The sequence below is a fragment of the Caballeronia sp. Lep1P3 genome, from assembly GCF_022879595.1.
In the GTDB taxonomy this organism is placed as follows: domain Bacteria; phylum Pseudomonadota; class Gammaproteobacteria; order Burkholderiales; family Burkholderiaceae; genus Caballeronia.
In genome coordinates, this window is the sequence record NZ_CP084265.1 from 738,273 (window position 1) to 764,552 (window position 26,280).

Genomic DNA, 26,280 nt, shown 5'->3' on the forward strand with positions numbered 1-26,280 from the left:
TTAGTTTGAAGAACTCGGAGGTGCAGGTTGAAGGCCAAACAGACGTATTCTGTTGAATTCAGGGAGCAGGCGCTGGCAAAGGTCCTGCAACGAGGCAACCGGTCCGTAGAAACGGTTGCCTCGGAACTGAATATGAACGTATTAACCTTGAGGAAGTGGATCCGGGTGTCTAACGCCGCAAACCGCAACCCGGGGCCAGTCGATGCACGGCGCCCGGAAGAATGGTCTTTGGAAGAGCGCCTGCTGGCATTGCAGCAGAGCCATGGACTGAGCGACGAGCCACTGAACGCGTGGTGTCGCGAACGGGGTCTGTTTGCCCATCATCTGGACCAGTGGCGCGCCCAGTTCTGCTCGGCCGGCACCGCGGGCAGCGCACGTGCAAACGCTCCAGAGCTGCGCGAGCTGAAACATGCTAATGAGCAATTGCAGCGCGAACTGAAACGCAAGGAAAAGGCGTTAGCGGAGGCGGCCGCGTTGCTGGTACTTTCAAAAAAGTATCAGGCGCTGTTCGGGGACGAGGACGAATGAGCTCCCCCGAAGAGCGCGCGACATTGCGGGAGCTGATCGGTGAGGCGACGACAGCCGGGGCTCGTCAGGCCCGCGCATGTGCCGTGCTCGGGCTAAGCGCGCGCACCGTGCAGCGCTGGCAAGGCGGCGGTCCTGAAGCAGTGGATGGGCGCACGTTATGCCGTCATGATGCTGTTCACAAGTTGTCGACCGAGGAGCGCGCTGAACTGCTGGCGGTGGCCAACTCTGTCGAATTCGGTCATCTGCCGCCGAGCCAGATCGTGCCGCGCCTGGCCGACCAGGGCCGCTACATCGCCTCTGAATCGACGTTTTACCGGGTGCTGCGCGAAGAGAAGCAGCTCGCCCACCGGCGCAGTGAACGACCGGCCCGCGCCCGCAGCAAGCCACGCGCGTTATGTGCCGACGCGCCCAATCAGCTGTTTAGCTGGGACATCACCTACTTGCCGACGACGGTTCGTGGGCAGTATTTCTATCTCTATCTGTTCATGGACGTATTCAGCCGGATGATCGTCGGCTGGCAGGTCTATGCGGAGGAAAGCAGCGTGCTGGCCAGCGAAGTCCTCAGGGACCTTTGCGCACGCGAAGCGATACAGCCCGACCAGGTGATTCTGCATTCGGATAACGGTAGTCCGATGAAAGGTGCGACGATGCTCGCCACCCTGCAGGCTTTGGGTGTCATGCCGTCATTGAGTCGACCGGGCGTGAGCAACGACAATCCGTATTCGGAATCGCTGTTCAAAACACTGAAGTACCGACCGGCCTTTCCTTTGCAGGCGTTTGACACCCTGTTTGCCGCACGCACCTGGGTCACCGGGCTGGTGCGCTGGTACAACCACCAGCATCGTCACAGCGCGATCCGCTTCGTCACGCCGGCAGAGCGGCACGCCAACCTAGACCAGCAGATTCTGGATCGTCGCGCGACGCTCTATGAGGCGGCAAGGCAGCGCAATCCGCTACGATGGAAAGGCCCTACGCGAAACTGGAAGCGCGTACACACGGTCTATCTCAATCCCGATCAGACCAACAACTCTGAACCCATCTCACACCCCCATCAACAGGAGCAAAAAGCCCCCTGAATTGAATCGCTGAGGCGACATCTAGCTTGAAAATTTCCGTTCGCGAGCTATGGCGTCGATGTGTTGCAGAAGCACTGGCATATGTCCATCCTCTCTGGTGTCTCTGGTGTCTCTGGTGTCTCTGGTGTCTCTGGTGTCTCTGGTGTCTCTGGTGTCTCTGGTGTCTCTGGTGTCTCTGGTGTCTCTGGTGTCTCTGGTGTCTCTGGTGTTTTTCGATGCGTGACTATGCCGCGTGCAAGGGACATTTGTGGTCCTCTCATCTCGATGCAAGTGAGGACATCAACTGTCTGCTTCATCGGTCCCGATGGCTGTGATTTCGAAGGGTAACTGTCATGGAACGAACCGTCGCGCTCGCGCTGCTGGCGCTTGCCATCGTGCAGACGCAGGCGCAGGCCGCGTGTAATCAGAACCCACCATCTTCGGGGAGTCGCCAGATGAGCAAGCAATACATTCGTGACAGTCAGTCCCACGTGATTGGCAGCATCGATACGTTGCCGGACGGGCGGCAGCGCGCCTACGACGCGCATTTCCGCACCGTGGGCACCTGCGACTGCCGCGCGGATCGCGCCCACGATTCGGGCTTTCGCAGCGTGGGAGATGGGAACCAGCTCGTCGGGCTCATCTGGCAGGCGGCGGGAAAATAGAGTCGTCGCCGGGACGGTTTCCAGGGGGGGCATCAAATGCCCCTGATGGCGAGGTATGATCGCGTACCTCCCACTTCGTGCGCGTGTGATGACGAAGAACAATTACCTGAAAGACGAGCATGTTTCATCCTTCATCGAATGGCTGAGCGCGCATCTGGACGATAAAACGTTTGCGCATGTCTGCTTCAACCGCCGCAATCGTCAAACATGGCAATGCGGCAGTCTGTTCGATGCGTACAGGCAATATGAATGGCGGCATCCGGGCGTGGCGCGCCTGCGAGAGGCGGAAGGCGTCGACTTCGATTCGAGCGCGCGTGCACTGGGCGCGTTGCGCGGCGCATTGCTGGCCGCGCTCGCCCAGCGCTCCCCTTCGGCCACCCGCATTGCCTGTGTCGAGGTCATGTTGTGGGGCGGCGTCGCCCGGGGCAATGTGCCGTGGCTGATCGAGAACGAAGAGGGGCTGGTGGATCTCGTGGTCCGCACGCAGACGGCTATCGACTCGGAAGAGACGAATCATGCGGTGTTCGCGGAGGAGGGCTTTCGCTTCAACGCTGGCATGACGAAGGTGTATTCGCTCATTTGTCGCGACTTCATCATCTATGACAGTCGTGTGGCGGCTGCGCTTGCCTGGGCAGTGGTGAAGTACTGTCTGGAGCGCGGTTTGAGCGTGGTGCCTGAAGGGTTGCGTTTTCCGCCGATGCCCACGCGTTCGGAAGCGCGGCGCAATGCGAGCGAGGGCGCGTTGGTTTTTCCAAGGCTTACCGGCGCGCCTATGCATGTCGAGTGGAATATGAAGGCTAGCTGGCTGCTGGAGCGCGTGCTTCACCATGCGAAAGAAAAGGGCAGTGGCTTCGCACGCATCGAAGGCGAGGGGCGCGCCATGCGTGCGCTCGAATCCGCGCTGTTCATGCTTGGCTACGATCTCGATAAGTGGGAAGGCGGCGTGATCGCGCGCGCGCCGGCCGCGCCGCACGAGGCACAGGTAGCGCTGCAGCAATGGGAAAGCGCGCAAATGGCCGGTGGAGATATCTTGCAGTTCAGCGTAACGGACGTTGGCATCGACATCGAGTTCAAGCCTGATCTGGAGAAGGTCAAGTCCTTTGGCGACGAGAAGATCGAGGCCACGTTGCTGTATTTGCTTAAGCACTTCGGGACCACGCCGTTTCCGCTTGCGAACATCGCCGACCGAGTCCGGGCGGGCGACGAACGTAACGGCATGGGCACGGCCTGGTTCCTCTCCGCCAACGGCAATCCACCCGACACTAGCCGCATTGCGCCCGCGCTGGAGAAGATCAGCATGCTGGCGCGGCGCGACGTGCCGGGCGAAACCGCCGCCCACTGGAGTCTCTCTGAAGACCTCGCCGCCCGTCTGCCCGAAGAAGGCGTGCGTCCCTGGCTCGACGCGTACCGGCAGCGTCCCCGGGCCTGAGGACAGATTCCGTCCCCTCGCGGCGGTATCGTGATGAACACGCGCCCATGCAGGGCGCGTCTTCACACACGGAACCCCCATGACACGCGAGCAGGCCATTCTTCGTGCAGCAAGACTCATCCGTTCGGCGGATGCCATTGTCATTGCAGCGGGCGCGGGCATGAGCGTGGATTCGGGCCTGCCCGCATTTCGCGGCTCAGACGGTCTCTGGACCGCGCTATTGCCCGAGGGGATGAGCGAGCGGGAAGTCGGCTCGCTCACTCAGGGCGACTGTTTCGTCATCCGCCCCGAACAGGCCTGGACCTTCTACGGGCACGCACTCGACGCGTGCCGCCATGCAACGCCTCACGACGGTTATCGACTGATCCGCGCATGGGCGGCGGACAAGCGCCATGGCGCTTTCGCATACACGAGCAACGTCGACGGGCAGTTTCAGACAGCCGGCTTCCCGGACGACCGGGTGGTCGAATGCCATGGGACCATTCACTCACTGCAATGCACGGTGCCTTGCACGCAGTCGCTATGGCACACGGGCCGGGTGAGTCGCGAAGCCGGCGACGCGCTTCCCGCCTGCATCCACTGCGGCGCGCTTGCGCGTCCCAATTTCCTCATGTTCAGTGACGTCGACTGGGTGCCGGTGCGCACGGCCACTCAGCAGGCGAATCTGCGCAAATGGAGGGCCGACATCGAGCGGCCCGTGGTCCTCGAAATCGGTGCGGGCTTGGCGGTGCCGAGCATTCGTCTGTTTGCCGAGACTTTTGGTGCGCCGCTCATCCGTATCAACCTCGAAGATGAGCGCGTCGATCGCGTGACGGATGTGGGCATTCGCGGCACGGCGCTCGCCGTACTGCGCGAAATCGATGCCGCGCTGACTGCTGGCGCGCGCCTGGTCGAGACGATCAGCTGATCGACTAAGCGGCACGCTGCACCGTTTTTCCATTTGCCGCAGGCCTAGGATGCGGCTGCGGGTTCAAGCACGGCATCAATACAAGGAAAAGTTATGGTTGCGATAACCCGAGTCATCGCCGGTAAAGAACCGCCTTATGGGCTGTTCCATATCACGTCCACGCCGCTTACTGCGTATTTCGGACGAAGGTGACCGGCCGTTTCGGGATCGTGACCGGCGATTTCGGCAACGTGACCGGCCGTTTCGGGAACGTGACCGGACGGACCGGAGGACAGGACTGGCGTTGCGCATGACATCAACCACGCGAGCTATGCTCGCCGGCTTTTGCCGGAGAGAGCATGCCCGCGCACCGGATGAACATGCGCATGATCAAGGACGTTTTACGACTTAAGTTCGACGGCGGTTTCTCGCATGATCGAATCGCCGCGTCGCTGGGCATTTCCAAGGGCGTGGTCACGAAGTACGTCGGACTGGCGGGTGCCGCCGGGCTGGATTGGGCGATCGCCTGTGATATGGACGAAGGCGAACTCGAGCGACGGCTTCTTGGCAAGCCCACCGGACCCGCGGCCTATGCACAGCCCGACTACGGTCGCATACATCAAGAGCTGCGCCGCAAGGGCGTGACGCTGACGTTGTTGTGGGAGGAATATCAGGCGGAGTTCGCGAATCGGAAGACTTACCGTTACACGCAGTTCTGCGAGCACTATAAGGCGTTCGCAAAACGGCTGAAGCGCTCGATGCGGCAGATCCACCGTGCTGGTGAGAAGCTATTCGTCGACTTCGCCGGTCCCACATTGCCGTTGACCACGGGGCGTCGCGCGCACATCTTCGTGGCCGCCATGGGCGCATCGAGCTATACATTCGCGTGTGCCACGCCGGCCGAGACGATGGAGGACTGGCTGAGTGGTATCGCCCGCGCGCTAACCTTCTACGGCGGCGTTCCACAACTGATCGTGCCCGACAACCCGCGCGCGATGATCGCCGACCCTGATCGCTATGAGCCTCGCGCCGGCGACACCGTGCTGGACTTCGCGCGTCACTACGGCACCTCATTTCTGCCTGCACGCGTTTATCGCCCGCAGGATAAGCCGAAGGTTGAAGTGGCGGTTCAGGTGGTCGAACGTTGGATCATGGCGCGCCTGCGTCATCGCCAGTTCGAGTCGGTCCAGTCGGTGGACGACGCGATCCGCCCGCTACTGAAGAACTTGAACGAGCGCCCGTTTCAGAAGCTGCCTGGATGCCGCGCCAGCGCGTTCACCGAACTAGACGCGCCGGCCCTACAGCCACTGCCGGTGCAGCCGTATGAGCTCGCGCGGTTCAAGGCAGTAACGGTCGGCATCGACTACCACATCGAGATCGATAAACATCGCTACAGCGTTCCGCACGCGCTTGTGGGACTCAAGCTCGATGCGCGCATCACAGCGGGTGCTGTCGAGTTGTTGCATCGCGGTCGCCGTGTGGCCAGCCATGCTCGCAATGATCGCGTAGGAGGCTACACCACCGTCGTCGAGCACATGCCGGCGGCACACCGCGCCCATCTCGAATGGACTCCGCAGCGGCTTATCCACTGGGGTCAGCAGATTGGCGGCGCCACCGGCGCGCTCGTCGCGCGGCTTCTGCAGGAACAGCGCCATCCCGAGCACGGCTATCGGGCGTGCCTTGGTTTGCTCTCACTCTCACGTCGCTATGGTCGCGACCGTCTCGAAGCGGCGTGCGCGTTGGCGCTCGAATTGGGTGTACATCGTTACCGCCACGTGCGCGACATCCTCATCAACAACCGCGACCGCGCGGCAGCGACCACGCCTGTCGAATGGGTCAGTCCAAGTCACGCGCATGTGCGCGGCCCCAGCTACTACCAATAGGGAGAACCCGCCATGATGATGCAACAAACCTTGACGCAACTACGCACCCTGAAGCTGGATGGGTTCGCTGACGGATTGGAAGAGCAACTGACGCAGCCCGGAACGGCGGCTCTGAGCTTCGAGGAACGCCTGTCGTTGCTGGTCGACCGGGAAGCAAGTTTGCGCGATGATCGTCGCCGCACCCGACTGCTCAAGCAAGCGCGCCTGAAGTATCCGCAGGCCGCCATCGAAGATCTCGACACTCGCGCTGGTCGAGGCGTGGACCCGCGTTCGCTCACGAGCCTCGCTCTCGGCGACTGGGTCGAATCGGGATACAGCCTGCTCATTAGCGGCCCAACCGGCGCCGGTAAATCATGGCTTGCTTGCGCCCTCGCGCAGTATGCCTGCCGACGCGGGCACTCCGCGTTGTACCTACGTGTGCCGCGCCTCGGCGAGGAACTGCGCGTCCTCCACGGCAACGGCGGCTTCACCAAATGGCTGCTGCAGGTTGCTCGCGTTGATGTTCTTCTGCTGGACGATTGGGGAATGGCTCCGCTCGATGCGATGGTCCGAAACGATTTGCTGGAGATGATTGACGACCGATCCGCCGGCAAAGCCACGATAGTGACCAGCCAGCTACCAATCGAACACTGGCATGGCTGGATAGGCGACGAGACGATCGCCGACGCAATGCTAGATCGCCTTATGCAGCGTCATCACCGCATCAAACTGACGGGCGAATCTCTCAGAAAACCATCTCCGCAACCCAGCGGGCTCGAACCAGAACTCGACCAAAACTAGCGAGGAAATCTACAATCGAAACCGCGCAACGCCCGCCCTTGCCGAAACGGTCACGTTCCCGAAATCGGCGGTCACGTTCGCCGAAATACGCACTTACGGTCTTGCAGGAAAAGAGCTTGCGTGCGCAGTCGCGTTCGGTGAGGGCGGTGCATCGCCTGATTGAACGGCTGCAGCAGCGGCTCGCTCCGTTGCTCGACGAACTGGCCGTGCGTCATCGCCGGACCGGAGATGACACCTATCCCCTGGAACTGACGCTTGCCGAGCAATTGTCGATCGCGCCCAAGCATTACAGTGGCGTGCTCTTGACGCTGACGGTGGAGGATGCGGCCGAGGCCGCGCATGCGTTGTCGGAGCCGGTTCGTAAGGCGCGGGCGCTGGTGGCCGTCGCGCGCCAGTATGCGCCCGAGGCGCTCCAGACAGTCTCGCGTCTCTACGACACCGATACCGCCCACGCATTCGCCGCGCTTGACGAGGAAAGCACTGAACCTTTTCAGTTGCTGCGGCTGCGAGCTTTTCCGCCCGAAGACGAAGGGTACTTCGCGATGTTCGCCGAGCCCTGGATGGAAGTGGAGGGACTGCTGCGCTCGTACGATCGTGGTCCGGAACTGCGGCCGGAGGCGCGCGCGATCTGGTTCAACGGCACAATTCCGTTTGCGTGCTTGGATGTTCTCCCGGCCGGCAAGCGAGTCCGCGAACCGATAGCGACCATAAACAAGAGGTCGGGCTGCCGAGCATCGCGCGAGCTGGCGCGGCACGTCAGCCGCTTATGAGCGGTATTTTGCGGCCAGCTTTCGCGAGGACTTGGCAAACTCCTCGCGTAAGGACGCGGGTTGCAGCACCTCGACCGCGTCGCCGAAAGAGCGCAACCACCAGCGCAGTTTCAGGCTCGGAATGACCGTCCCTTCGACAAGCAGGCGTCCGTCGGCCAGACGCCTTGCCTTTTGATCCGCAGACATCCGCGATTCTTCGAACAGATGGTCGCCCGCGTGATCATCGAAGACAATCCTGAGATGCACTGGCTGTTCAACCAGAAAGTTGAATTGTTGTTCCTTGTCGATAAACGTGCGCAGCTTGAAGTCTTTCGGAAAGACGAAGGTCTGGCTGACTTCGGGTGCGTCACGAAGCGGCAACTCTTGCGCCTTCTCGATGCGATCGACGCGAAGCACGAAGCGGACAATGGCCGCGCGACTGCCGGTAATCTCATCAGGCTTGACGGATGCCGGATCCAGCTGCACCACGATGTAAATCAGTCCGCCCGATTCGACGAGCGCAAGAGGCCAGACCCTGAGAGGGTCCCGCTTTGCCGCGCCTGGTCGTTTCGAGGCCGGTGACGTGTACTGAATCTCGAGGATGCGCTCAAAAAAGAGCGCCGTGGTCACGGCGGCGAACACGTCCTCTTTGACGTTCGGACGAATCAGGGCAAAGTTGCCGTCGACCGAGTCGACCTTGTCCGCCCATGCGCGATGCAAGCGGTTGTCGGTGCGCTCCTGCGACAGGCGCATTTCGGCCGCCCGGAACAGTTCTTCAATGTCCTGGAAGACCGCCTTGGGCAGCCGCCGTGCCCCGAAGCGTTCGAGCATGCTGAAGGCGACTGCGTCCCAGGCATCCATCCGTGCCGCCAGGTCATTGGTAAGCCATGGCATGCGCTGCCAGTAAATTTCGCGTTGGCCGTCTTCCTGCATGGACACGACGAGTTTGGCTGCTTTCATTGCTTCCAGCCGGCGTCGAAGCTTCTTCAGATATCGGAACTTGTGTCCGCGCTCCGTCAGTTGAGCGTAGAGCGCGGGGGTCGACATCCATTTGACGTCTCGCTGGTTGGTCGGCAATGCCTTAAGGATGGCTTCATCGAGGGTCTTGTCCATGGCGGAATGTCCCGGCGGAGTTCGGTACGCCCATTATGAGCGACGAGAGGACACTTTTTGTCCTTATGAGAGGGAATACTGTAGCTGTTCTTTCAACCAACCACTTTCGGGGAGCGCACCATGACAGACGATACTGAGTACACCGGCGATTGGCCTGCCCCTGGCACCGTCGCGGCTCTCGAAACGTCCAGGAAGAACGCTTTCTCAGCGGAATTTTTGGCCAACAGCTTCGTGCGTATTCGTTACGGCAGGCAAGCTTCGAAGCTGATTCACAAGACTGTGCTCGACCACATCGCCATCGCTCATCGGGGAGCGCTCGTGAAACGGTCTGGAGAGGACAGCATCATCACTTCCTTTCGGACCCGCGGAAGACAAGCTTCTTTTGCAAGACGCATCTTCAGTCGTACGTGTGCCCGCTTCTCGTCAGACTAGGCTCTGCCGTCTTCGAAGGAAATCAGTTGCGTTTCAACCAAGGAGGGGCGTGACCATGCGACTTCCTATCAAGGCGGATTTGGTGCGCCAGGCGGCCTCGGGCCCGGGTATCTGGCTGTGCTCCGGCGACTACAAGCTCAATCCAAACCGCCGCGCATACAAGTATTACTGGCAGGTCTTTACGCTGGACACGGCCTGGGAGGGCCAGGAGTTCTTTGCGAATGCGCCGTCCCTGTGCATTGCCGAGTTCATGGCGCTGGAAGAACGATTGCGCCGGGAGCGCAAAAGCGCCTACGTGTACAACCGAAAATGCCTGCGCGAAAGTCATGGACTGCCGCTGGATATGAACCACCCTCGCTGGCGAGGAGTTCGGCTTGTCGTATCACTCGAGAATGACCCAGACCCCGAATACGATGGATGGAAATGATCCGCCAGCAAGCGCCGCAAGATGATGCGAAATCGAACTGCGTCAGCCTAGGGAAATCCTGCATGAAACAATGGTTCTTGACCGCCGCTCTCTTTTTCACCCTCGTGCGGGCGAGCGCACAGGGAACGTGCGCAAAAATCACTACAACATCGGGGACTACGCGAATGAGCAAGCAATACGTTCGAGACGGCAGTTATCGCGTTGTTGGGAGCATCGATTCGCTGGCTGACGGCAATCAGCGTGGCTACGACGCGCAGTTTCGTGTCGTCGGCCGATATGACTGTCGGGCAGATCGCACCTACGACTCACAAGGCCGAAACGTCGGGAACGGCAATCAACTCGTCGGCCTGATCTGGCAGGCGGCGGGGAAGTGAGTCTGCAGCAGAGCGTGCAAAGGGAGGCATCAGAGAGAATGGATACGACAGAGGACTTGCGCAAGGCCGCCGAGTGGATCAGGCAGGCGGATGGCCTACTCATTACCGCCGGCGCCGGAATGGGAGTCGACTCGGGACTGCCGGACTTTCGGGGCGATCGCGGATTCTGGCGTGCCTATCCCGCGCTCGAGCACCTTCGCTTCTCCTTCGAAGCGATGGCCAATCCACAGCGTTTCTACGACGAGCCCGAACTTGCGTGGGGGTTTTACGGTCACCGCCTCCAGTTGTATCGGGACACGGTGCCGCACGAAGGCTTCACCCTCCTGCGCAAGTGGGCCGAGCGCATGCCGCGCGGTGCTTTCGTGTTCACGAGCAACGTTGATGGCCAGTTCCAAAAAGCTGGATTTGCGGCGGATCGAATCCATGAGGTGCATGGGACCATCCATCATTTGCAGTGCCTGAAGGCTTGTCAGCCGGTGACTTGGCCCGCTGACGGATTCAATCCGGTCGTGAACACGGAGACAGCCAGAATCGAGAGCGAGCTACCCCGATGCCCGCACTGCGGTCGGCTCGCACGACCGAATATCCTGATGTTCTGGGACGGTATGTGGGTGGAGCACGAGTCGGAGCGGCAGGAGGCCAGGCTTAAGGCGTGGTACGCCTCCGTCAACCAGCCGGTTGTCGTCGAACTGGGTGCGGGAAAAGCGTTGCCGACCGTGCGGCGTTTTGGTGAGCGCCACGCCCGTCACCGGCTCATTCGCATCAACGTGCGTGAGGCGGCGACTGCTCCTCAGCACGGGCTCGGCTTCGAAGGCGGTGCGTTGGACACCCTACAGCAAATCGAGGCGCAGCTTAACGCCGCCGGGTGGGACGATTTCACAGTCTGACTTGGACGACCGACTCTCTTACCGTTGATAACGACGCTATGCAGCTATCCCACGAAGACGATCTCCTTCGGGACCACCCCGCGATTTTTCGGAAGCTCAGGCCTCGTTTTTCCGACGGCGAGCGGTTCGAGTGTGGCGCCGGTTGGAAAGCCATCATTTCGAACCTCGCTACTGACCTCGCACGGATCGCGCTTGAGGCCGATGTCGAGCCGCCGGCGATCGTGATGGTCAAAGAAAAAGTCGGCTCTCTTCGCGTGTACCTTGAGCGCCCGACGTCTGAAATCTTCGAGCCCGCGATTGACGCCGCGCATGACCAGAGCCTGGTGATCTGTGAACTCTGTGGGGCGCCCGGTGCACGCGTTGAATCCGCCCATTACGCACAGGTGCGGTGTGGACGCTGCGCCGGTGCCTCACGCGAGCAAGAGCCAGCGCTGGCTTACCGCCGTCCGCGCTCCGATGACTGAATTGTCGCAAAAGGATCAAGCGACCATCGCGATGTTCCGCACTTACCTGACTGAAAATCCCGACCTTGCTGGCGCGCTCGTTGAGGTGGGCGTCACTGAAGGCGGACTCAGATACAACTTCGTTGGCGTGCGCAACGAGGTGTTCTTGGTCGTTCGGTCAAATGGAATCATGGTGCCCGTCGAACTCGAAGGGGAGCTGTACGATTTCCTTATCGACCTGGAGTGCGCGCCACGTCCGCTAGAAGGCGGCGGCTACTTCTGCAATTTCTCAAACGTGCCTGACGAGACGTTCGCAACGCTCGACGAGCTTTTTCGAGCCCACTCGTTTTCTTCCCTGCGGGAATGGGTCCAAGAACGACTACTTCCGGCTCGGTACCTGGTGCTGTACGGCGACCCGGCTACCGGGGAATCCAGTTGTGCATGGCTTGCAAAGACGCTCGACGAGGTGCGGCCGGAAGGGCGCGCGTTTCAACTGCGCGAAGATATCAGATCGCCGCTTGGCCGATACGGAGAAGGGAATGAGTGAGAATTCCATGTATCCTCGTGTCGACGCAGGGATGTGCTGAAGCGGCACAATGCGACGCGCGGGCGTTTGAACTGTCTAAACCGTCTGCACAAAACTGAGCAATCAGCGGGGGGCGCAAGCGAGCAGTGCGCCTTAGTTAAAACAGTTGGCTATCGAGCGGGAGTAAATTAGCCAGTTTCACGGCCGTGCGACGCTCCCGCCCGTCTGAATGGATGGATCGAATCATGACGCGCTGACCGCGCGCTTCGCCCAGAATCTCGACGATGCGGTCACCATAGCGGGCGAGCGTCCCGCGAGACGGTTTTCGCTGCGCACGCCGGTGACCAGTCGATGGAGGCATGGCTAAGGATTCGCTGAGCGTCGTAAGAATGCCGAACTTGTCGGCTCGTGTCGTGCAACCGCAACCCCGAGCAGCATCAACAATGTAATGCATCGCGGGCGATTCCGAATTTCCCGACAGCGCTAGAGCAATATGGCTTCCTGCAACATCTCCAGCGCTTTCAGTTCGTTCAGTCGACCCGTGCGTGCCTTGCCTGCCAGTGTCTTAAGCAAAGCTTCTGCTATCGGTGCAATGCCGTCAAGACTGTCCAAGCTAGTTGCGAAAGCAGAGGTGGGCGTCACGCCGGCTTCCTGCTGTTTGCCGGTGGCAGGCAGTGACTGATTCTCCGCAGGCTGATTTGCCGACGCCTCTCCATCCATCCCTTGAAGGGCGCGACCGTTATCCTCCGCAGAAGACTCACCGATATGGTCATCGGACCGTGTCGCCACCGGATCTTTTCCCCTAGAGAGATTTGCTGCCATGCTGACACTTTGCTCATCGTCCGGAGCGCTCAGGTGTCGTAAGCTCGCGCCCGCTTCGGCGGGGGTGGAATTAAGCAGCGCGCCGTCGTTTGCCGTAGCCGACGATGGCGGCTCGGCTTGTTGAACAGAAGCGCGAGTGCGCGGATTAGGGGAGAGCAGAAGCGACACAGATTCGGGAATGTCGGCCTCGGAGCGCGGCGTATCCAACCAGCCGGTTGGCAGAGCAAGCCGCTCCGTAAAACGGTTCGCTTCAGCGCCGTCCATCCGTTTCTTGCCATGAAGTCGATGCGCCATGTTGGACCCACTGATCCCCATGACCGCGCCGAGTTTGACTTTCGATCCGTTGCGACTTGTCAGCACATGAAGATTTGCGCGTCTAATGTCTTCGATCGCAGCGCTGTCCTCCGAAGCGAGCGCCGGACGTTCGGTACGGCTGCCTTGCACCTTTCGCCCCGACCGTGCATCGGCCGCAGGTGCTCGGCCGCTCGGACGTTGGTGTGTCTTGGCGGGACTGGCTTTGCCCGCCTTGTTCGGGCCTTCGGCCTTCGTTGTTGGCATTTCTGCTTCCTTGAGGAGACCAGCTTCAGGCGATGAATGCTCGCGAACGTCTGCAACTGGAGTTTGCACGGGCATTTCGGCTTCCTCGTCCGCTTTGTCGAACTCGTCCTCCATTCGCACGAACTCCAGCGGCGACTTCAGCCGAGAGATGGTCTCGGGCGTGAGCACGGGGTAGGCTTGGTCGAAAAAGCCATGTGGCAAACCGAGCGTGGTTTCCATATGGAAGGCGGTCTCAGGCGTGAACCTTTCGCCGTTCATTAATTCGGCCACACGCGTCATGTTGGATTCGAGTGCTAGCGCGATATTCTCTGCGCCAACTGCATCAACCAGAAACCGGAAGGACCGGGTTTTGAGGATGGAAGCCGTCTGTGCAGAGTCTTTCGGAGGCGCCTTCGAAGGATACGGGCTTTGCCCGACGCGGACCGGTTTTCCAGGGTAATGACGTTGCCGCTGACCGTTAGCTTTTCTCGGTGGTCCCGCAACTCGCCCGCGGGTTTCACTCATAGCGTAGAACTCCCTTCCTGCTTTGACGTTTGACCGTCTCGATTATAGGTGAGCGATTGTGCAGATGCGATGAGCCTTTTGTTCTGCGGGAGGCATACGCTCGAGATCCGTCAGTGAGCCGGCTTACTCACGAGGTCTCTGCGCGGGTAGATAGCGTCGCGCCGGCACCGGTTTCTCGCAAATCTTTACATGCTGGCAGACCTTTTTGGGCTGCCTTTCATCTTCAATGCTTCGGCTGCTCATTAGACGGACGTCGCTTTCTATAAGATGGCCAAACGACCGAACACCTGACGTTGCCGTCGTCACGGATCTACACGTACACCGACTTCAACGTAGCGCATTCGCGCAGCGGCCCCCAGCAGCGACTATCGCGCGGCTCGACTCCGATCCGGAGCGTGCGCCGCACGCGGCGAGCGCCGACGCGAGGGAGCGGTATTTGCTCACCGTGCGCACAGTTATGAGTTGTCTGACCCGGGTTGGGTCCGCGCGCACTCGCTGCGGAGCGCGTCCGCGGCGTGCCGCTTGGCTTCAGCACGACACTCGTCGGGCAATGGCGACGCGCGTTGACTGACGATGAAGCGCTCAAGCTGTTCGGTCGCCGCCGTAAGGTCCTTGTATCTGATCGAGTTCAACTGCACATCGTGCAGTGCCAGGATCTGTTCGAGCAGCGATGCCGTCCGTGAGTCGACCTGCCATGCTTGCTCGGACTTGCCTTTAGCAAGCGCCTGGTTCATTCCAAACTCGGCGCATGCAAACACGTTTGGAGGCAAAAAGCCAAACGCCATCCCCTGTAGGTAGTAAGCGATATACAGCGCCCGAAGCAACTCATTGAACTGATACGAGTTTCCGTTGCCCTGTTCGCGGCAAGCCGCCAGCGCGAGGTGAAACCTCAGCGACATGCTCCGCAATGTTGCGACAGGCAGCGGCAAGAGCATCGAGCGGCTCATCGGGCGGCGGGAGCCGGCAGAATTGCCTATTTTTCGCTTGAGTCGGTTAGCACCGCGGGGCATGGCAAGGCTGGCACAAATGCGGGAGTTCACGCTTGCAAAAGAAGGGCGGCTGCAGCGCATTTTAACGCAGCGCCGCTTCAGCTTCAGTTTCCGGAACGATAGCCGATAAGAAGCGGTCAGCGCACGTGGCGTTCCTCTTATCGGACTCTTCATAGAGCCCAGCCTCGAAATGCCGCTCGCTTTTGCAGTCGCACTGTTCTTGATGTTCGGAGCCGCCGGTGTACCGCATTTTCGCCCTCGGGCAGTCGATACGCACGCCGCAAGCAGCGCCGGCTAGGCGAAGTTGACGCAGTAACTGCCGCTATAATTGCAGCGACCGGCTATGCAGCAGGGCTCCCTACACTGGCAGGGACTCGAGGAGCAGCAAGTTAGAAGAATCAGGGATGCCACGAAGCCGCAGCGAAACAGCGTTAAACGCTTTTGGCAAGGAAAGACTAGGTGGGTATGAGCGACGTTCCCCGCATAGCTAGATTGGAGATTTCAGGTGAGTCGTCGGACCTTCAACTCGCTCTGCAGGCCTCGTTATCAGTCGGTGACGCTTTCGTCGGCGTGTATGACGACAGAGACTTCCTACGATATGCAAACGACGCCTTCCTCCGGGCGTTTGAGCTCAAAGCTGGCGAGGTCGCAACGTTCTCAAGCATCATTCAAGACGCCGCTCGTCAGAAGAAGGGTGTGCGGATAGAAGCCGGGAATCCGCTCGGATTCATCGCAGACGTGCAGGTGCGGCGGCGGTTACTAGCGCAGCCACCACGGCAGCGGACCTTTCCCGTCGATTTTGTCGACGGCCGTTGGTTCTGGTGTACCGAGACCTTGCTCGCCAACCGGTGGATAGTCCTGTCGGGTACTGACATCACCTCGCTCAAGAAGACCGAGCGCGAACTGGAAAGCGAGCGGGATCGGGCATTGTTGATGAGCGGCGTTGAGAGCCTGTCAGATTTTCTGTGTGCTGAGGTCATGAGACGATAAGGGAAATAACGTCCTATGACCGAAGCAACCGTGACTAAAAAAAGCAAAGCCCCGAAAGCCCCGAAACTGTTTTCCGACGAATTAATCGACCAACTGCTTGCCCAAGTGCAGGGCAAGGATGCCGAATCGGTCCTGGGCGAATCGGGTTTGGCTGGGCAGCTCAAGAAACAGTTGGCCGAGCGTATGCTCGCGGCGGAGTTGAGTCACCATCTGGACTCCGAGACCGAGCAAGGCAAGGCTGGCAATCACCGCAACGGCACCAGCCCGAAGACGGTCCTGACGCCCAACGGCGAATTGAAGCTAGACATTCCACGTGACCGGCAAGCGACCTTCGAGCCGCAACTGGTCGGCAAATATCAACGCCGGCTGGCGGGCTTCGATGATCACATCATCAGTATGTATGCTCGGGGCATGAGCGTGCGCGAGATCCAGGGCCATTTGCTGGAGCTGTATGGACTACAGGTATCGCCCGATCTGATTTCGACGGTCACTGACGAAGTGCTGGCCGAGGTCGAACAATGGCAGCAACGCCCGCTTGAGGCCATGTATCCGATCGTGTACTTTGATGCGCTGCGCCTGAAGATCCGCGACGAAGGCACGGTCAAGAACAAGGCGGTCTATCTGGCGCTGGGCATCCGTGCCGACGGTCGCAAGGAAGTGCTGGGCTTGTGGATCGAGCAAACCGAGGGCGCCAAGTTCTGGCTGAAGGTCTTCAACGAACTGAGAAACCGTGGCTTGCACGATATCCTAATCGCTGTAGTCGACGGCTTGCGCGGCTTTCCCGAAGCGATCGAGGCGGTCTATCCGGCCGCACAGATCCAGACCTGCATCGTGCACCTGATCCGCAATTCGCTGGCGCTGGCGAGCTGGAAGGACCGTAAGCCGCTGGCCGCCGCAATCAAGCCGATCTACCAGGCCGCTACGGTCGAGGCGGCGGCAGCGGCGCTCGAGGCGTTCGCCAACAGCGAGTGGGGCCGCAGATTCCCTACCGTCGCGGCGATGTGGCAGCGCCAATGGGAACAGGTGATTCCGTTCTTTGCCTATCCTCCGGAGGTGCGTCGAATCGTATATACGACAAACGCGATCGAGAGCATGCACATGCAGTTGCGTAAAATCGTCAAGAACCGGGGCCACTTCCCAAGCGACGAAGCGGCTAGCAAACTGCTGTATCTCGCCTTGCGCAACATCGAGAAGGATTGGAAGATGCCGCCTATCACTTGGCGGCAAGCCGTCAATCAGTTCGCCATTCTGTTCGGCGAGCGTTTCACCGCCGCCATCAGCTGAAATTTTTTCTAACCGGCCTCAACACACAAGATTCCTGACACGTCCGGCGTTGATGAACTGACGGGCCTCCCCAACAGACGTTTTGCACTGGCGAGGCTAGACAAGCTGCTGTCGAGGGTGGCTGTGGGCAACGCCAACTGCTGCGTTGGCTTACTGGACCTAGACCACTTTAAGAATATCAACGACACACATGGCCATGTGGCGGGCGACGCTGCGCTACGTCAATTCGCACGATACTGCGCCTCTTCGCTGATCAGCCAGGCCTTCGTCAGCCGACTTGGCGGCGAAGAGTTCATTACCCTGTTTCAAGGCATCCGCAGCGAGGACGCCAAGGTCGAGCTTGAACGGATTTTGTCGGCGATTCCGCCAATCGCTTTGACAGAGCCGCGGGGCATTACACTGAAGCTGTCCTTCTCTGCAGGATTGGCCGAGGCGAGATGTGGGGACCGGCAAGAGGACGTTCTGTCGCGGGCCGACAAGGCGCTGTACGCGGCCAAGCAAGCAGGTCGCCGGCGGGTCGAGATATTCCGGCCTTCCGCGCGCGAATTGCTGTGAGTACGGACAGATACGCAGGAAGCAGTGAGTCGAGCAACCTCGCAGTTCCCAAGGCGGTAGAAGGGCGGTTAACACCGGTTGCGGCCAGCGCCGGCCGGCGCGGGTCCGACCGATACGCGCTCGCTGATGCACAAACAGAAACGACATGGAGCGCCTATCGGCGTGTAAGACCGGATTCGGGCCACCTCCGGTCTTTCGCAGCAAAGGCAGTTACAGCGTATAGCTTGTGCGACGCACTTTTTCGGTCAAAGTAAGACGATAACCGGGCACGTTCCCTTTCAGGCGATGACGCGCTCGCGGTCTTCGTTAGTCGTCCAGCGGCATATCTGCGATGAGGGCGACTCCGTTGGCGACCTGCTTGCCCACGGCTTCAGCTACCTCTTGGATGCTCCGGTATCCCGTTGGCATCCAATACAGCCAGGTATCCTCCTTCACGTTGAAGCTAGCGTCGCCAACGCTGACCGTCCCCGATACCCACTCCGCGCCGTCTAGAAAATTAAAGACAATCCGGGCAACATCAGACTTCGACCGGATACCCGTGATGTGAATCGTTACCGGCACTCCATTCGGATCGATTTGAAGTCCGAGTTGCGCTGCGCGAATAGTGAAGGCAGACATCATTGCGCTGCGAACCCACGGGGTCACCAAGAAGCCGTTCGCGTCGATCTTCGGGCTTTGGATGCCTTTTGCGATTTGAACTTTCGTCTGCACGGTTCCCGAGCGCTGCGCCTCAATATCTGGAACGGTCGCCAAACATCCGGACAGAAGCGTTGCTAAGGCAATGGCACTTATTATTTTCGTTCGAGAGGTCATGGTATTAGCGTGCAATGATCGTTGACCCGAGAGATAACGGCTTTGAAAGCGAAAACTTGAGTCCTTATTCAAATCTTGGCTGAGATGGATCGCTCAGTCCAGAATTTCCCCGGCGTTGGCGAGGAAGGATAGAGGGACCCTCTGCCATTGGCTTAAAGGGTCTCGATGGAGTGCTCGCACCTCCGATCCGACGATCCAGCGCAAGCGCGGGCTCGCTGCATCGCCGGTACGCGCGGGGCATGACGATTGCGCGAACGGTGCAACAGTCGTTCTGCCACAGGCCGAACTTACGGTCAGTTCGCCGGTGCAATTTCTCGCGGGCGGGACCAATCTGCTCGACCTGATGAAGCTCGACGTAATGACACCCGAGCGGCTCATCGATATCGGGCCGCTTGCGGCGGGCCACTCCGCGATCGAAACAAGCGAAGGCGGCCTGACGCTCGGCGCGTTCGCGCATATGGCCGATGCCGCGCGGCACGCCGCACGAGCTGGCGCTGCAACAAGCGCACGCCGGGAAGCGGCTGCGTGGCGCGCGACGGCGTCAATCGCCGCCTAGCCGTGCTCGGCGTCAGTGAACACTGCATCGCCAATTATCCGGGCGATTTCGCGATCGCCCTGGTTGCTCTCGGCGCGCAAGTCGCGGTGCGCAGTACAGCGGGCGAAATGCGCAACCTTCCGTTCGAGACGCTGCATCGGCTGCCGGGCGACACGCCTCACCGTGAGACGAACCTGCGTCCCGGCGAACTCATCGTCGCGTTCCATGTGCCCGCCGGCGCGTGGACGCGGCGTTCGCTTTATCTCAAGATCCGCGACCGCGCGTCGTATGACTTCGCGCTCGCGTCGGCGGCGGTGGCGCTCGATCTCGACGCGCAAGGCGTCGTGCGGGCCGCGCGCATCGGGATCGGGGGGCTCGCCGCGAAGCCGTGGCGCGCGCGCGAGGCCGAAGCGTCGCTTGCCGGCAAGCTCATCGATGAACGCAGTGCGCGCGAAGCCGCCGACGCAGCATTCGCCGGCGCGGTCGTCAGCGGCGAAACTGTGGCGCGACAATTCGGATGAGAGACGCGCGACAATCAAGTTGAGAATGTCGCGGCAGAAATGATGATGCCGATGTTGATTGGCGCTGGCAAGCGTTTGTTGATTGACGCGCGGCGTTGATTGACGCGGGCGTGCGGGTGTCGCGCGACAATCAAGCTGTAGCGACCAGTCAATGAGGATAGCTGTGTAATGGCGACGCCGCGGTTATTCTGGCTGCGCGACAATCAGGATGAGAATGTGGTGGCGTGGAGGGTGATGACGGGGTTGATTGACGCGGGCTCGCTTTGCCTGCGAGCCGCGCGTCAATCAGGATGAGATTAGCGGGTTATTCGGTGAGATCGATGCCGTGCTGATGCTCTTGTGTAGCTGGCACGCCGACGTTCTTTGGTGTCGCTCGACTGGCCGGGCGCCCCGGTCCGTGCTGCTTGCGCTGCAGGGCAGTACGGCGACGGTAGCTTTCGACGTTCAACTCAAAGATGGTCGAGTGGTGGACCAAACGGTCGACGGCGGCCACTGTCATGGCTCGGTCGGGGAAGACCTTGTCCCATTCGCCAAACGGCTGGTTGGCTGTTATGCAAAGGGAACGTCGCTCATACCTGGCGCTGATGAGTTCGAACAGCACCGACGTCTCTGCCTGATCTTTGCTGACATAGGCGAAATCGTCCAGGATGACCAGGTCGAAGCGATCCAGCCGGTTGATGGCGGACTCCAGCGCGAGCTCGCGGCGAGCCACCTGCAACCGTTGCACGAGGTCGGTAGTGCGAGCGAAGAAGACCTTCCAGCCCTTCTCCAGCAGGCTTAGTCCGATCGCCGACGACAAATGCGATTTGCCCCCTCCGCTCGGCCCTAGAAGAATCAGGTTGGTGCCGTTACGCAACCAGCCGTCGCCCGCGCAAAGCGCCGAGACGTGCGCGCGCGACACCATCGGCACTGCGTCGAAATCGAAGTTCTCCAGTGTCTTGCCCGGTAGCAGTTTCGCGTCCCTGAGGTGACGTTCGACTCGGCGTCGATCGCGCTCGGCGATCTCGTGTTCGGCCAGGGCCATCAGCAGGCGTGCCGCTGGCCAGCCTTCCGTATCGGAGCGCTCGGCAAAGCTAGACCAGATCTGCTTGATGGCAGGCAGCCGCAAATCGTTGAGCAGCAACGACAGGCGTGTGGCGTCGATGTCGAGGCTCATGCCGTCACCTCCGTTGCCATATCAAGTAGGGCTTCGTAGTCGCTCAGCGGTGCCAGTTTGACGTTCACCTCCGGCATGCTGTTCGCGCGCTTCGCTTCGAAACGAGAACACAATGCGTCCAGGTCGGGTAACTGTCCATCGTCCAAGCACTGCTGCAGCGCCTGAGCCAGTTGCGCTTCGCAGTTGTGCTCATGGGCGAGGCCGAGCAGTTCAACCATGGTTCTGCATGCTTGGCGCTGCGCAAGCTGCTCAAGCAGGCGATCGAAGGTCAATCGATACGCCTCGCGCGGAAAGATCTGATCGCGGTAGACTAGGTTGAGCAGCGCCATGGGCTTGCGGCGCAGCGCGTGGATGACGTGCCGGTAGTTGATTACGTGACCGTGCTTGCCGTTGGGACCTGCGCGGCCGCGCTGCAATGTCATGAGGGCCGTGCCGCCCAGAAACAGTTCCAGCCGGTCGTCGTACAGCCGTACGCGCAGGTGATGGCCGATCAACCGTAAGCGCGAATTTATGCGCACATAGCGTCTCGGTTCAGAGCAAGGCAAGCTGCGTCCACTGATATTCTGTGGACACAGCCATGACTCAAACAGGTTCAGATACGGCGCTTCTCGCCGTTACCCTCGTCGGGCGCGACGGCAAGCGTCGCTACGACTCGCAATCCAAACTTAAGCTCATCGAGGCCTGCCTGCAACCTGGTGTTTCAGTGGCCGGATTGGCGCTCAAAGCCGGCGTGAACGCGAATCTGCTGCGCCGATGGATCAAGCTGCATGAGCAACGCCGCCGCGCCGCGGGGGCGCTGGATATTGTCGATGATGCGACGACACTCGCCGTGCCGTCGGCATTTGTGATGGTCCGCGAGGCTGGCCGCAGTGAGGTCGTTGAGCGGACCAGCATCTCGAAGCCCGACTCCGAGCCTGTGGGCACAAATCCGGCCTTGCGCTCGCAACTGACGGTGGAGATGCCCAACGGAGTGACGCTGCGGCTGGACTGCACAGCCGGTGATGCGTCGCTGGTATCGGCCATGATCGAGAGTCTGGGGCGCTGCGATGTTCAGACTCGACGCTAGACTCAAGGTGTATGTTCATCGCGAAGCCGTCGATTTCAGGAAGTCGATCAACGGGCTCGCCGCCCTAGTAGAACAGGCAGGACTGGACCCGTTTGCGCCAGCGCTATACGCGTTCAGTAACCAGCGTCACAATCGCATCAAGCTGCTCGGCTGGGACGGCAACGGCTTCTGGCTGATGATGAAGCGTCTTGAAGAAGACCGCTTCGTCTGGCCGCGCCGGCAGCAGGCCGTGATGGAATTGACCGCCGAACAACTGCACTGGTTGCTTGAGGGGATTGATATCGACGCAGTACGTCGTCATCCTGCGCGACAGTATCGACACATTGGTTGACGCAGCCGTGACGTTTAAATCGGCCTCGTCGTTACAACTTCCGTAAACCCACGCGCCCGGCGATTTCGCTAAGGTGAGGGTCATGTCAGCCCCCGATTCCACCGCCGGTCTGCCGCCCGAAGTGCTCGCCTACATCCGCGAGCTCGAGGCAAGCAACCGGGACTTGAAGGCACGCGTCGAGCAACTCGAGGAGCTGTTTCGCCTCGCGCAACTCAAGCGCTTCGCGCCGAGCAGCGAGAAGCTCAAGGATCGCGTGTTCGACGAAGCCGAGCAGGTCGCCGCGGTGGAACCTGTCGAAGACGATCCGGACGGTGTCTTCGCGTTGCCCGCCACCAGCCTGCCTGCCGTGGATGCTCCACCCCATCAGAAGCGCGGTCGCAAACCACTGCCCGCCGATCTGCCCCGCACCCGTATCGAATACGACCTGCCCGAAGACCAAAAGGTCTGCCCGTGCTGCAAGGGCGCGATGCACCGGATGGGCGAGCAGACCTGTGAGCAGTTGCATATCGAGCTCAAGGCATCGGTATTGCAACACGTGCGCTTCAAATATGCGTGTCGCCATTGCGAGCGCCACGCCGAACATACGCCGGTTGTGATCGCTTCCATGCCGACGCAGCCGCTGCCAGGAAGCAACGCGAGCCCGGCAATGATCGCTACGGTGATGACGGCCAAATACGCGGACGGCACACCGCTGTATCGCATGGAAGAGGCGCTGACTCGCTCGAACATTGCGGTCAGTCGCGGTACGCTGGCACACTGGATTATCCGTCCCGCCGAGCTGCACCTGTCCCGTCTGTATGAAGCGATGCGCAGAACACTGCTTGCGCAGTCCCTGCTTCATGGCGACGAGACGACAGTGCAGGTGCTCAAGGAAGACGGCAAGACAGCGCAGAGCAAGTCGTACATGTGGGTGTATCGCAGCGCCAAAGACAGTACCGAACCGGTCGTGCTGTTCGAATATCAGCCAGGACGCGGGCAGCAATATCCGCAGGCCTTTCTGGGCGGCTACGCCGGAACGCTGATGACCGACGGGTACAGTGCGTGGCGCACGCTGGAAGGTGTGACCCATCTCGGATGCATGGCTCACGCGCGCCGCGGGTTTGATGAGGCGTACAAGGCTCACAGGAAACCCGACGGCCGCGCACGCAAGGCGCTCGAATACTTCAAGGCGCTTTACCAGGTTGAGACCCTCGCACGCGGCGTACTGCCCGAAGGTCGAAGCCGTGCCGAGCACACGTATGAGTTGCGCCAGGCGCACAGCGTGCCTCTGCTGGAGGCGTTCAAAATCTGGCTCGATGAACAGGCGTCGCAAGTGCTGCCTGAAAGTCTGACCGGCAAGGCTATCAGCTACACACGCAATCAGTGGGCATACCTGCGACGTTATGTCGATGATGGGGTCTCACCCATCGACAACAATCTGCTCGAGCGCGACATCCGCCCATTTACGACCGGAAGAAAGGCATGGCTGTTCAGCGACACAGTCGCTGGCGCGAAGGCCAGTGCGATCATTTACAGCTTGATGCTGACGTGCCGTGCATGCGGAGTCGAGCCGTATGCCTATCTGCTGCGCGTGCTGACCGAGCTGCCGCAGCGCTCAGCGGATGCCGATATCCGGGACCTGCTCCCATTCAACTTCACGAAGCGGAACGACGAATTCGCGTCAACGTGATCGAGCGCAGATTATTCAGTGGTCCGCCGTGGTGCGTGTTAATTCGCGCTTACGATCAACCGTGACGGGACGGTATAAAACACCTTGCGCAGTACGAAGCCGCAGGTGGTCGTGACATACACGCGCGTTTCCTCGTAGTCGCACGTACGCTGGACCGGAAGCGGCTGAAGCAGTGCCCGCTCGAGCTCAATGCGTTTGCCGTTACGCGCGTTGATTCGACCGACGATCTCGTCGATAAAGCGGCGATAGGAATCGAGATTGTCGAAGTCGTGACTGCCGCGCAGAAGCAACGCATCACGCACTGCGCTCTTAAGGTGGCCATGAGGGCTCTCGATGGAGCCGTTCTCGTGGGCAACGCCACGATTGTTGCGTGTGGGCTGCATGCCGTAGTGGGCACACAGAGCGTCATAACGCGTGGTCAGATCCTTGCGCGCGTCGGCATCGAGATTGCGGAACGCCGCCGACAGGCTGTCGCTGCGGTGCTCGCGCGGCGCGCCCCCGAGTGCCCAGATGGCATTCTGCAGCCCTTCAGCCAGCGCGACAAAGCTCTCGCCGCCGAGAATGACGTGAGCGTGCTCGAAGCCCGAGCAGGCCAGCCGGAAGTGATAGAGGCGGTGGTCAAGCGCGAGACCCGCCACGGTAATGCTTAGGCTGTCCATCTCGGTGAAGTCGGACAACCCAAGACGACCGGGTTCGTGTACTTGACGGAACATAACGTCATGCTCCTCGCCATGGAGTGCACGCCAGTCGCGAATACGGCGCTCCAGAGTGCGGCGCACGTTGCCCGGGAGGTCGGGATGGCGCCGAAGCATCTCGTCCAGCACGGCTATCGGTCGAATGCCGGGAGCGGACTGGAGCAGCGGCACGATCTCGGTGTCGAAGATTGCCGCCAAGGGATCGGGACGACGACGCGCACGTGGCGCCTTCTTCTGTGATGGCAGTCGCCGGTCCTGATCGATGCGATACCCCGTGGCGGCGCTGAACCCGGCGCGCGCAGCCGCTTGAGCCGGTCCTTCCTTGAGTCTGTACTTCATGTAGAGCCTCATCTGATGGTCGTTGATGTGTCGGCCGGGCAACGCAGCCTCCGTTCGCTACACGAAAGAGCTGTTCATACCCGATTTACCGCGACCACCGATAAAGCGCCCCGGCAGCGGGGCGGACTCCTCGGCGCGGCGTTGCGGCAGCGGTTCCAGGCTACGCCCTTCACCGCTGCCGCAACGCCAGTACTCTCATCCTGATTGACGCGCTGCTCTCATGTTGTTTGACGCGCGGCAGGCGAAACCGCGCGCAAGCCGGAGTTGGGGCGGCGCACACTGGTCCGCGCGCTCCTGGAAGCCGCCGCGCTGGAGGTTGCATGAGCGACATCGACCGTAAGCGCTAAAACGAGCACACCTTTCTTCGAGGGGCGTTAAGAGCGACGATTGCGTCCGCAACCCACATTGCGGACGCAGACCATGAGCGACGATGAGTTTGACTTTCTGCCACTCCGAGTCATCCGAGAATGCTCCAACGGCAAACGAAGGTACGACCCTGAAGGCAAGCGCCGACTGATTCAGGCGTGCTTGCGACCGGGGGCGTCAATTGCCGGACTCGCACTCAGGGCACAGGTAAACGCAAACCAGCTTCACAAGTGGATAAGGCTACATGAGAAGGCCAACTCTGCTCGTGCGGCACGAAACACGGTTGAGCCGTCAGCGGCGGCCTTCATTCCGGTCCTTGCTATCGAACCGGGCTCTACGCAGCCCGCCCTCGAGCTCGCGAAGTTGCCGGCGTCATCGAGTCCCAAGCAACCTGCGACTGCGTCGCGACCAACGGCGCGCCTGTCAGCGCACCTCCCGAACGGGGTAACAGTCGAACTTGAGTGCTCACGGCACGATGCGCCGCTCGTCACGGCCTTGATCGCCGCGCTGGGAGAGCGTTGATGTTCCGCCTTGATTCCGACCTCCGCGTTTATTTGCATCACGAACCGATTGACTTTAGGGCGGGAATCAATAGCCTCACGGCGTTGGTTGAGCAGTCGATGCAGCTCGACCCCTTCGCTCGCGCCGTGTTCGCGTTCCATAATCGCAAGCGCAACCGCGTCAAGCTCTTGTTGTACGAGCGTTCGGGCTTCTGGCTGATGTTGAAACGCCTCGGGGCAGACCATTTCGTGTGGCCATCCCGGAAGCAGCCCGTGATCGAGTTGACGACCGAGCAGCTGCATTGGCTTTTAGACGGCATCGACATCGACGCTGTCCGACGTCATCCGGCCCGGCAGTACCATCATACGAGCTGATGCGGCGCGCCTCGTGCAAGCGACGGTCCCAATAG

26 protein-coding genes and 3 pseudogenes are annotated in these 26,280 nt (G+C 60.6%); 22 read left to right on the plus strand and 7 right to left on the minus strand.

Features of this window, described 5'->3' with window-relative positions; translation table 11 throughout:
• Window positions 1–27 precede the first annotated feature (27 nt).
• From LDZ27_RS03470 to LDZ27_RS03500, 7 genes are all read left to right on the plus strand, one after another.
• Window positions 28–1,604 (plus strand): IS3 family transposase gene (locus LDZ27_RS03470; protein ID WP_244814218.1). Its coding sequence is split into 2 segments (ribosomal slippage): window positions 28–487 and window positions 487–1,604, totalling 1,578 coding nucleotides; the frame shifts between segments, so codons are not numbered across the junction.
• Between the two features lie 332 nt (window positions 1,605–1,936).
• Window positions 1,937–2,248, plus strand: a complete 312-nt coding sequence (locus tag LDZ27_RS03475; protein ID WP_244815347.1) for a hypothetical protein — start codon at window positions 1,937–1,939, stop codon at window positions 2,246–2,248.
• Between the two features lie 88 nt (window positions 2,249–2,336).
• Entirely contained in the window at window positions 2,337–3,677 is a 1,341-nt protein-coding gene (locus LDZ27_RS03480) for a hypothetical protein (protein WP_244815348.1), read from the plus strand.
• A 160-nt stretch (window positions 3,678–3,837) separates the two neighbouring features.
• The gene (locus LDZ27_RS03485; RefSeq protein WP_244815349.1) at window positions 3,838–4,584 is read left to right on the plus strand and encodes a Sir2 family NAD-dependent protein deacetylase; all 747 of its coding nucleotides are present in this window, start codon (window positions 3,838–3,840) and stop codon (window positions 4,582–4,584) included.
• A 338-nt stretch (window positions 4,585–4,922) separates the two neighbouring features.
• A complete protein-coding gene (istA, locus tag LDZ27_RS03490; RefSeq protein WP_244815350.1) occupies window positions 4,923–6,446 on the plus strand; it encodes an IS21 family transposase in 1,524 nt (507 codons plus the stop codon).
• A 12-nt stretch (window positions 6,447–6,458) separates the two neighbouring features.
• The gene (gene istB, locus LDZ27_RS03495; protein ID WP_244815351.1) at window positions 6,459–7,226 is read left to right on the plus strand and encodes an IS21-like element helper ATPase IstB; all 768 of its coding nucleotides are present in this window, start codon (window positions 6,459–6,461) and stop codon (window positions 7,224–7,226) included.
• A 116-nt stretch (window positions 7,227–7,342) separates the two neighbouring features.
• The gene (locus LDZ27_RS03500) at window positions 7,343–7,996 is read left to right on the plus strand and encodes a hypothetical protein (RefSeq protein ID WP_244815352.1); all 654 of its coding nucleotides are present in this window, start codon (window positions 7,343–7,345) and stop codon (window positions 7,994–7,996) included.
• Here the strand turns inward: LDZ27_RS03500 and LDZ27_RS03505 are convergent.
• Entirely contained in the window at window positions 7,991–9,088 is a 1,098-nt protein-coding gene (locus tag LDZ27_RS03505) for a YafY family protein (RefSeq protein WP_244815353.1), read from the minus strand. The genes LDZ27_RS03500 and LDZ27_RS03505 overlap by 6 nt on opposite strands.
• Window positions 9,089–9,575: 487 nt before the next feature.
• Here LDZ27_RS03505 and LDZ27_RS03510 point away from each other — a divergent pair, with 487 nt between their 5' ends.
• The 5 genes from LDZ27_RS03510 to LDZ27_RS03530 are packed head-to-tail and all read left to right on the plus strand — an operon-like array spanning window position 9,576 to window position 12,198.
• Window positions 9,576–9,947 (plus strand): hypothetical protein, encoded by a 372-nt coding sequence (locus LDZ27_RS03510; RefSeq protein WP_244815354.1) that lies wholly within the window; start codon window positions 9,576–9,578, stop codon window positions 9,945–9,947.
• Window positions 9,938–10,321, plus strand: coding sequence for a hypothetical protein (locus LDZ27_RS03515; protein WP_244815355.1), 384 nt, complete (start codon window positions 9,938–9,940; stop codon window positions 10,319–10,321). The genes LDZ27_RS03510 and LDZ27_RS03515 overlap by 10 nt, the downstream gene beginning before the upstream one ends.
• Window positions 10,322–10,359: 38 nt before the next feature.
• Entirely contained in the window at window positions 10,360–11,208 is an 849-nt protein-coding gene (locus LDZ27_RS03520; protein WP_244815356.1) for a Sir2 family NAD-dependent protein deacetylase, read from the plus strand.
• A 38-nt stretch (window positions 11,209–11,246) separates the two neighbouring features.
• A complete protein-coding gene (locus tag LDZ27_RS03525) occupies window positions 11,247–11,672 on the plus strand; it encodes a hypothetical protein (RefSeq protein ID WP_244815357.1) in 426 nt (141 codons plus the stop codon).
• Entirely contained in the window at window positions 11,665–12,198 is a 534-nt protein-coding gene (locus LDZ27_RS03530; protein WP_244815358.1) for a hypothetical protein, read from the plus strand. The genes LDZ27_RS03525 and LDZ27_RS03530 overlap by 8 nt, the downstream gene beginning before the upstream one ends.
• 462 nt (window positions 12,199–12,660) lie before the next feature.
• Here LDZ27_RS03530 and LDZ27_RS03535 read toward each other — a convergent pair whose 3' ends face one another.
• Both LDZ27_RS03535 and LDZ27_RS03540 read right to left on the minus strand, forming a co-directional pair.
• Window positions 12,661–14,061 carry a hypothetical protein gene (locus LDZ27_RS03535; RefSeq protein ID WP_244815359.1) on the minus strand — a complete coding sequence of 467 codons (1,401 nt, stop codon included), beginning with the start codon at window positions 14,059–14,061 and terminating at the stop codon, window positions 12,661–12,663.
• A gap of 455 nt (window positions 14,062–14,516) precedes the next feature.
• Window positions 14,517–15,224 (minus strand): hypothetical protein, encoded by a 708-nt coding sequence (locus LDZ27_RS03540; protein ID WP_244815360.1) that lies wholly within the window; start codon window positions 15,222–15,224, stop codon window positions 14,517–14,519.
• Between the two features lie 291 nt (window positions 15,225–15,515).
• On the opposite strand from LDZ27_RS03540, the gene LDZ27_RS03545 reads away from it, so the two are divergent.
• From LDZ27_RS03545 to LDZ27_RS03555, 3 genes are all read left to right on the plus strand, one after another.
• Entirely contained in the window at window positions 15,516–16,040 is a 525-nt protein-coding gene (locus tag LDZ27_RS03545; RefSeq protein ID WP_244815361.1) for a hypothetical protein, read from the plus strand.
• 15 nt (window positions 16,041–16,055) lie between these two features.
• Window positions 16,056–17,324 (plus strand): IS256 family transposase, encoded by a 1,269-nt coding sequence (locus tag LDZ27_RS03550; RefSeq protein ID WP_244815362.1) that lies wholly within the window; start codon window positions 16,056–16,058, stop codon window positions 17,322–17,324.
• Window positions 17,325–17,429: 105 nt separating this feature from the next.
• The gene (locus LDZ27_RS03555) at window positions 17,430–17,879 is read left to right on the plus strand and encodes a GGDEF domain-containing protein (RefSeq protein ID WP_244816025.1); all 450 of its coding nucleotides are present in this window, start codon (window positions 17,430–17,432) and stop codon (window positions 17,877–17,879) included.
• A 306-nt stretch (window positions 17,880–18,185) separates the two neighbouring features.
• On the opposite strand, the gene LDZ27_RS03560 is transcribed toward LDZ27_RS03555, so the two are convergent.
• Window positions 18,186–18,692: a hypothetical protein gene (locus LDZ27_RS03560; RefSeq protein ID WP_244815363.1), complete on the minus strand. Its 507-nt coding sequence runs from the start codon at window positions 18,690–18,692 to the stop codon at window positions 18,186–18,188.
• Between the two features lie 432 nt (window positions 18,693–19,124).
• Here LDZ27_RS03560 and LDZ27_RS03570 point away from each other — a divergent pair.
• Window positions 19,125–19,403: pseudogene (locus tag LDZ27_RS03570) on the plus strand (hypothetical protein); the annotation flags it as partial.
• Window positions 19,404–19,541: 138 nt separating this feature from the next.
• Window positions 19,542–19,748, plus strand: coding sequence for a hypothetical protein (locus LDZ27_RS03575; protein WP_244816026.1), 207 nt, complete (start codon window positions 19,542–19,544; stop codon window positions 19,746–19,748).
• A 304-nt stretch (window positions 19,749–20,052) separates the two neighbouring features.
• On the opposite strand, the gene istB (LDZ27_RS03580) is transcribed toward LDZ27_RS03575, so the two are convergent.
• Both istB (LDZ27_RS03580) and LDZ27_RS03585 read right to left on the minus strand, forming a co-directional pair.
• Window positions 20,053–20,904: an IS21-like element helper ATPase IstB gene (gene istB, locus LDZ27_RS03580; RefSeq protein ID WP_244815364.1), complete on the minus strand. Its 852-nt coding sequence runs from the start codon at window positions 20,902–20,904 to the stop codon at window positions 20,053–20,055.
• A pseudogene (locus LDZ27_RS03585) lies at window positions 20,901–21,401 on the minus strand (IS21 family transposase); the annotation flags it as partial. The gene istB (LDZ27_RS03580) and the pseudogene LDZ27_RS03585, both read right to left, overlap by 4 nt.
• Window positions 21,402–21,481: 80 nt before the next feature.
• On the opposite strand from LDZ27_RS03585, the gene LDZ27_RS03590 reads away from it, so the two are divergent.
• The 3 genes from LDZ27_RS03590 to LDZ27_RS03600 all read left to right on the plus strand — a co-directional run bounded on the left by LDZ27_RS03590 (window position 21,482) and on the right by LDZ27_RS03600 (window position 23,970).
• Entirely contained in the window at window positions 21,482–21,970 is a 489-nt protein-coding gene (locus LDZ27_RS03590) for a transposase (RefSeq protein ID WP_244815236.1), read from the plus strand.
• Window positions 21,951–22,301 carry an IS66 family insertion sequence element accessory protein TnpB gene (gene tnpB / locus LDZ27_RS03595; protein ID WP_244815235.1) on the plus strand — a complete coding sequence of 117 codons (351 nt, stop codon included), beginning with the start codon at window positions 21,951–21,953 and terminating at the stop codon, window positions 22,299–22,301. The genes LDZ27_RS03590 and tnpB (LDZ27_RS03595) overlap by 20 nt, the downstream gene beginning before the upstream one ends.
• Before the next feature lie 82 nt (window positions 22,302–22,383).
• The gene (locus tag LDZ27_RS03600; RefSeq protein ID WP_244815234.1) at window positions 22,384–23,970 is read left to right on the plus strand and encodes an IS66 family transposase; all 1,587 of its coding nucleotides are present in this window, start codon (window positions 22,384–22,386) and stop codon (window positions 23,968–23,970) included.
• Window positions 23,971–24,023: 53 nt separating this feature from the next.
• On the opposite strand, the pseudogene istA (LDZ27_RS03605) reads toward LDZ27_RS03600, so the two are convergent.
• Window positions 24,024–25,016 (minus strand): annotated as a pseudogene (gene istA, locus LDZ27_RS03605) (IS21 family transposase); the annotation flags it as partial.
• A 408-nt stretch (window positions 25,017–25,424) separates the two neighbouring features.
• Here istA (LDZ27_RS03605) and LDZ27_RS03610 point away from each other — a divergent pair.
• Both LDZ27_RS03610 and tnpB (LDZ27_RS03615) read left to right on the plus strand, forming a co-directional pair.
• Complete coding sequence (locus LDZ27_RS03610) at window positions 25,425–25,892, plus strand: transposase (RefSeq protein ID WP_244815365.1); 468 nt, start codon at window positions 25,425–25,427, stop codon at window positions 25,890–25,892.
• Entirely contained in the window at window positions 25,892–26,245 is a 354-nt protein-coding gene (gene tnpB / locus LDZ27_RS03615; RefSeq protein ID WP_244815366.1) for an IS66 family insertion sequence element accessory protein TnpB, read from the plus strand. Before LDZ27_RS03610 ends, tnpB (LDZ27_RS03615) begins: the two co-directional genes overlap by 1 nt.
• The last annotated feature ends 35 nt before the right edge of the window (window positions 26,246–26,280 follow it).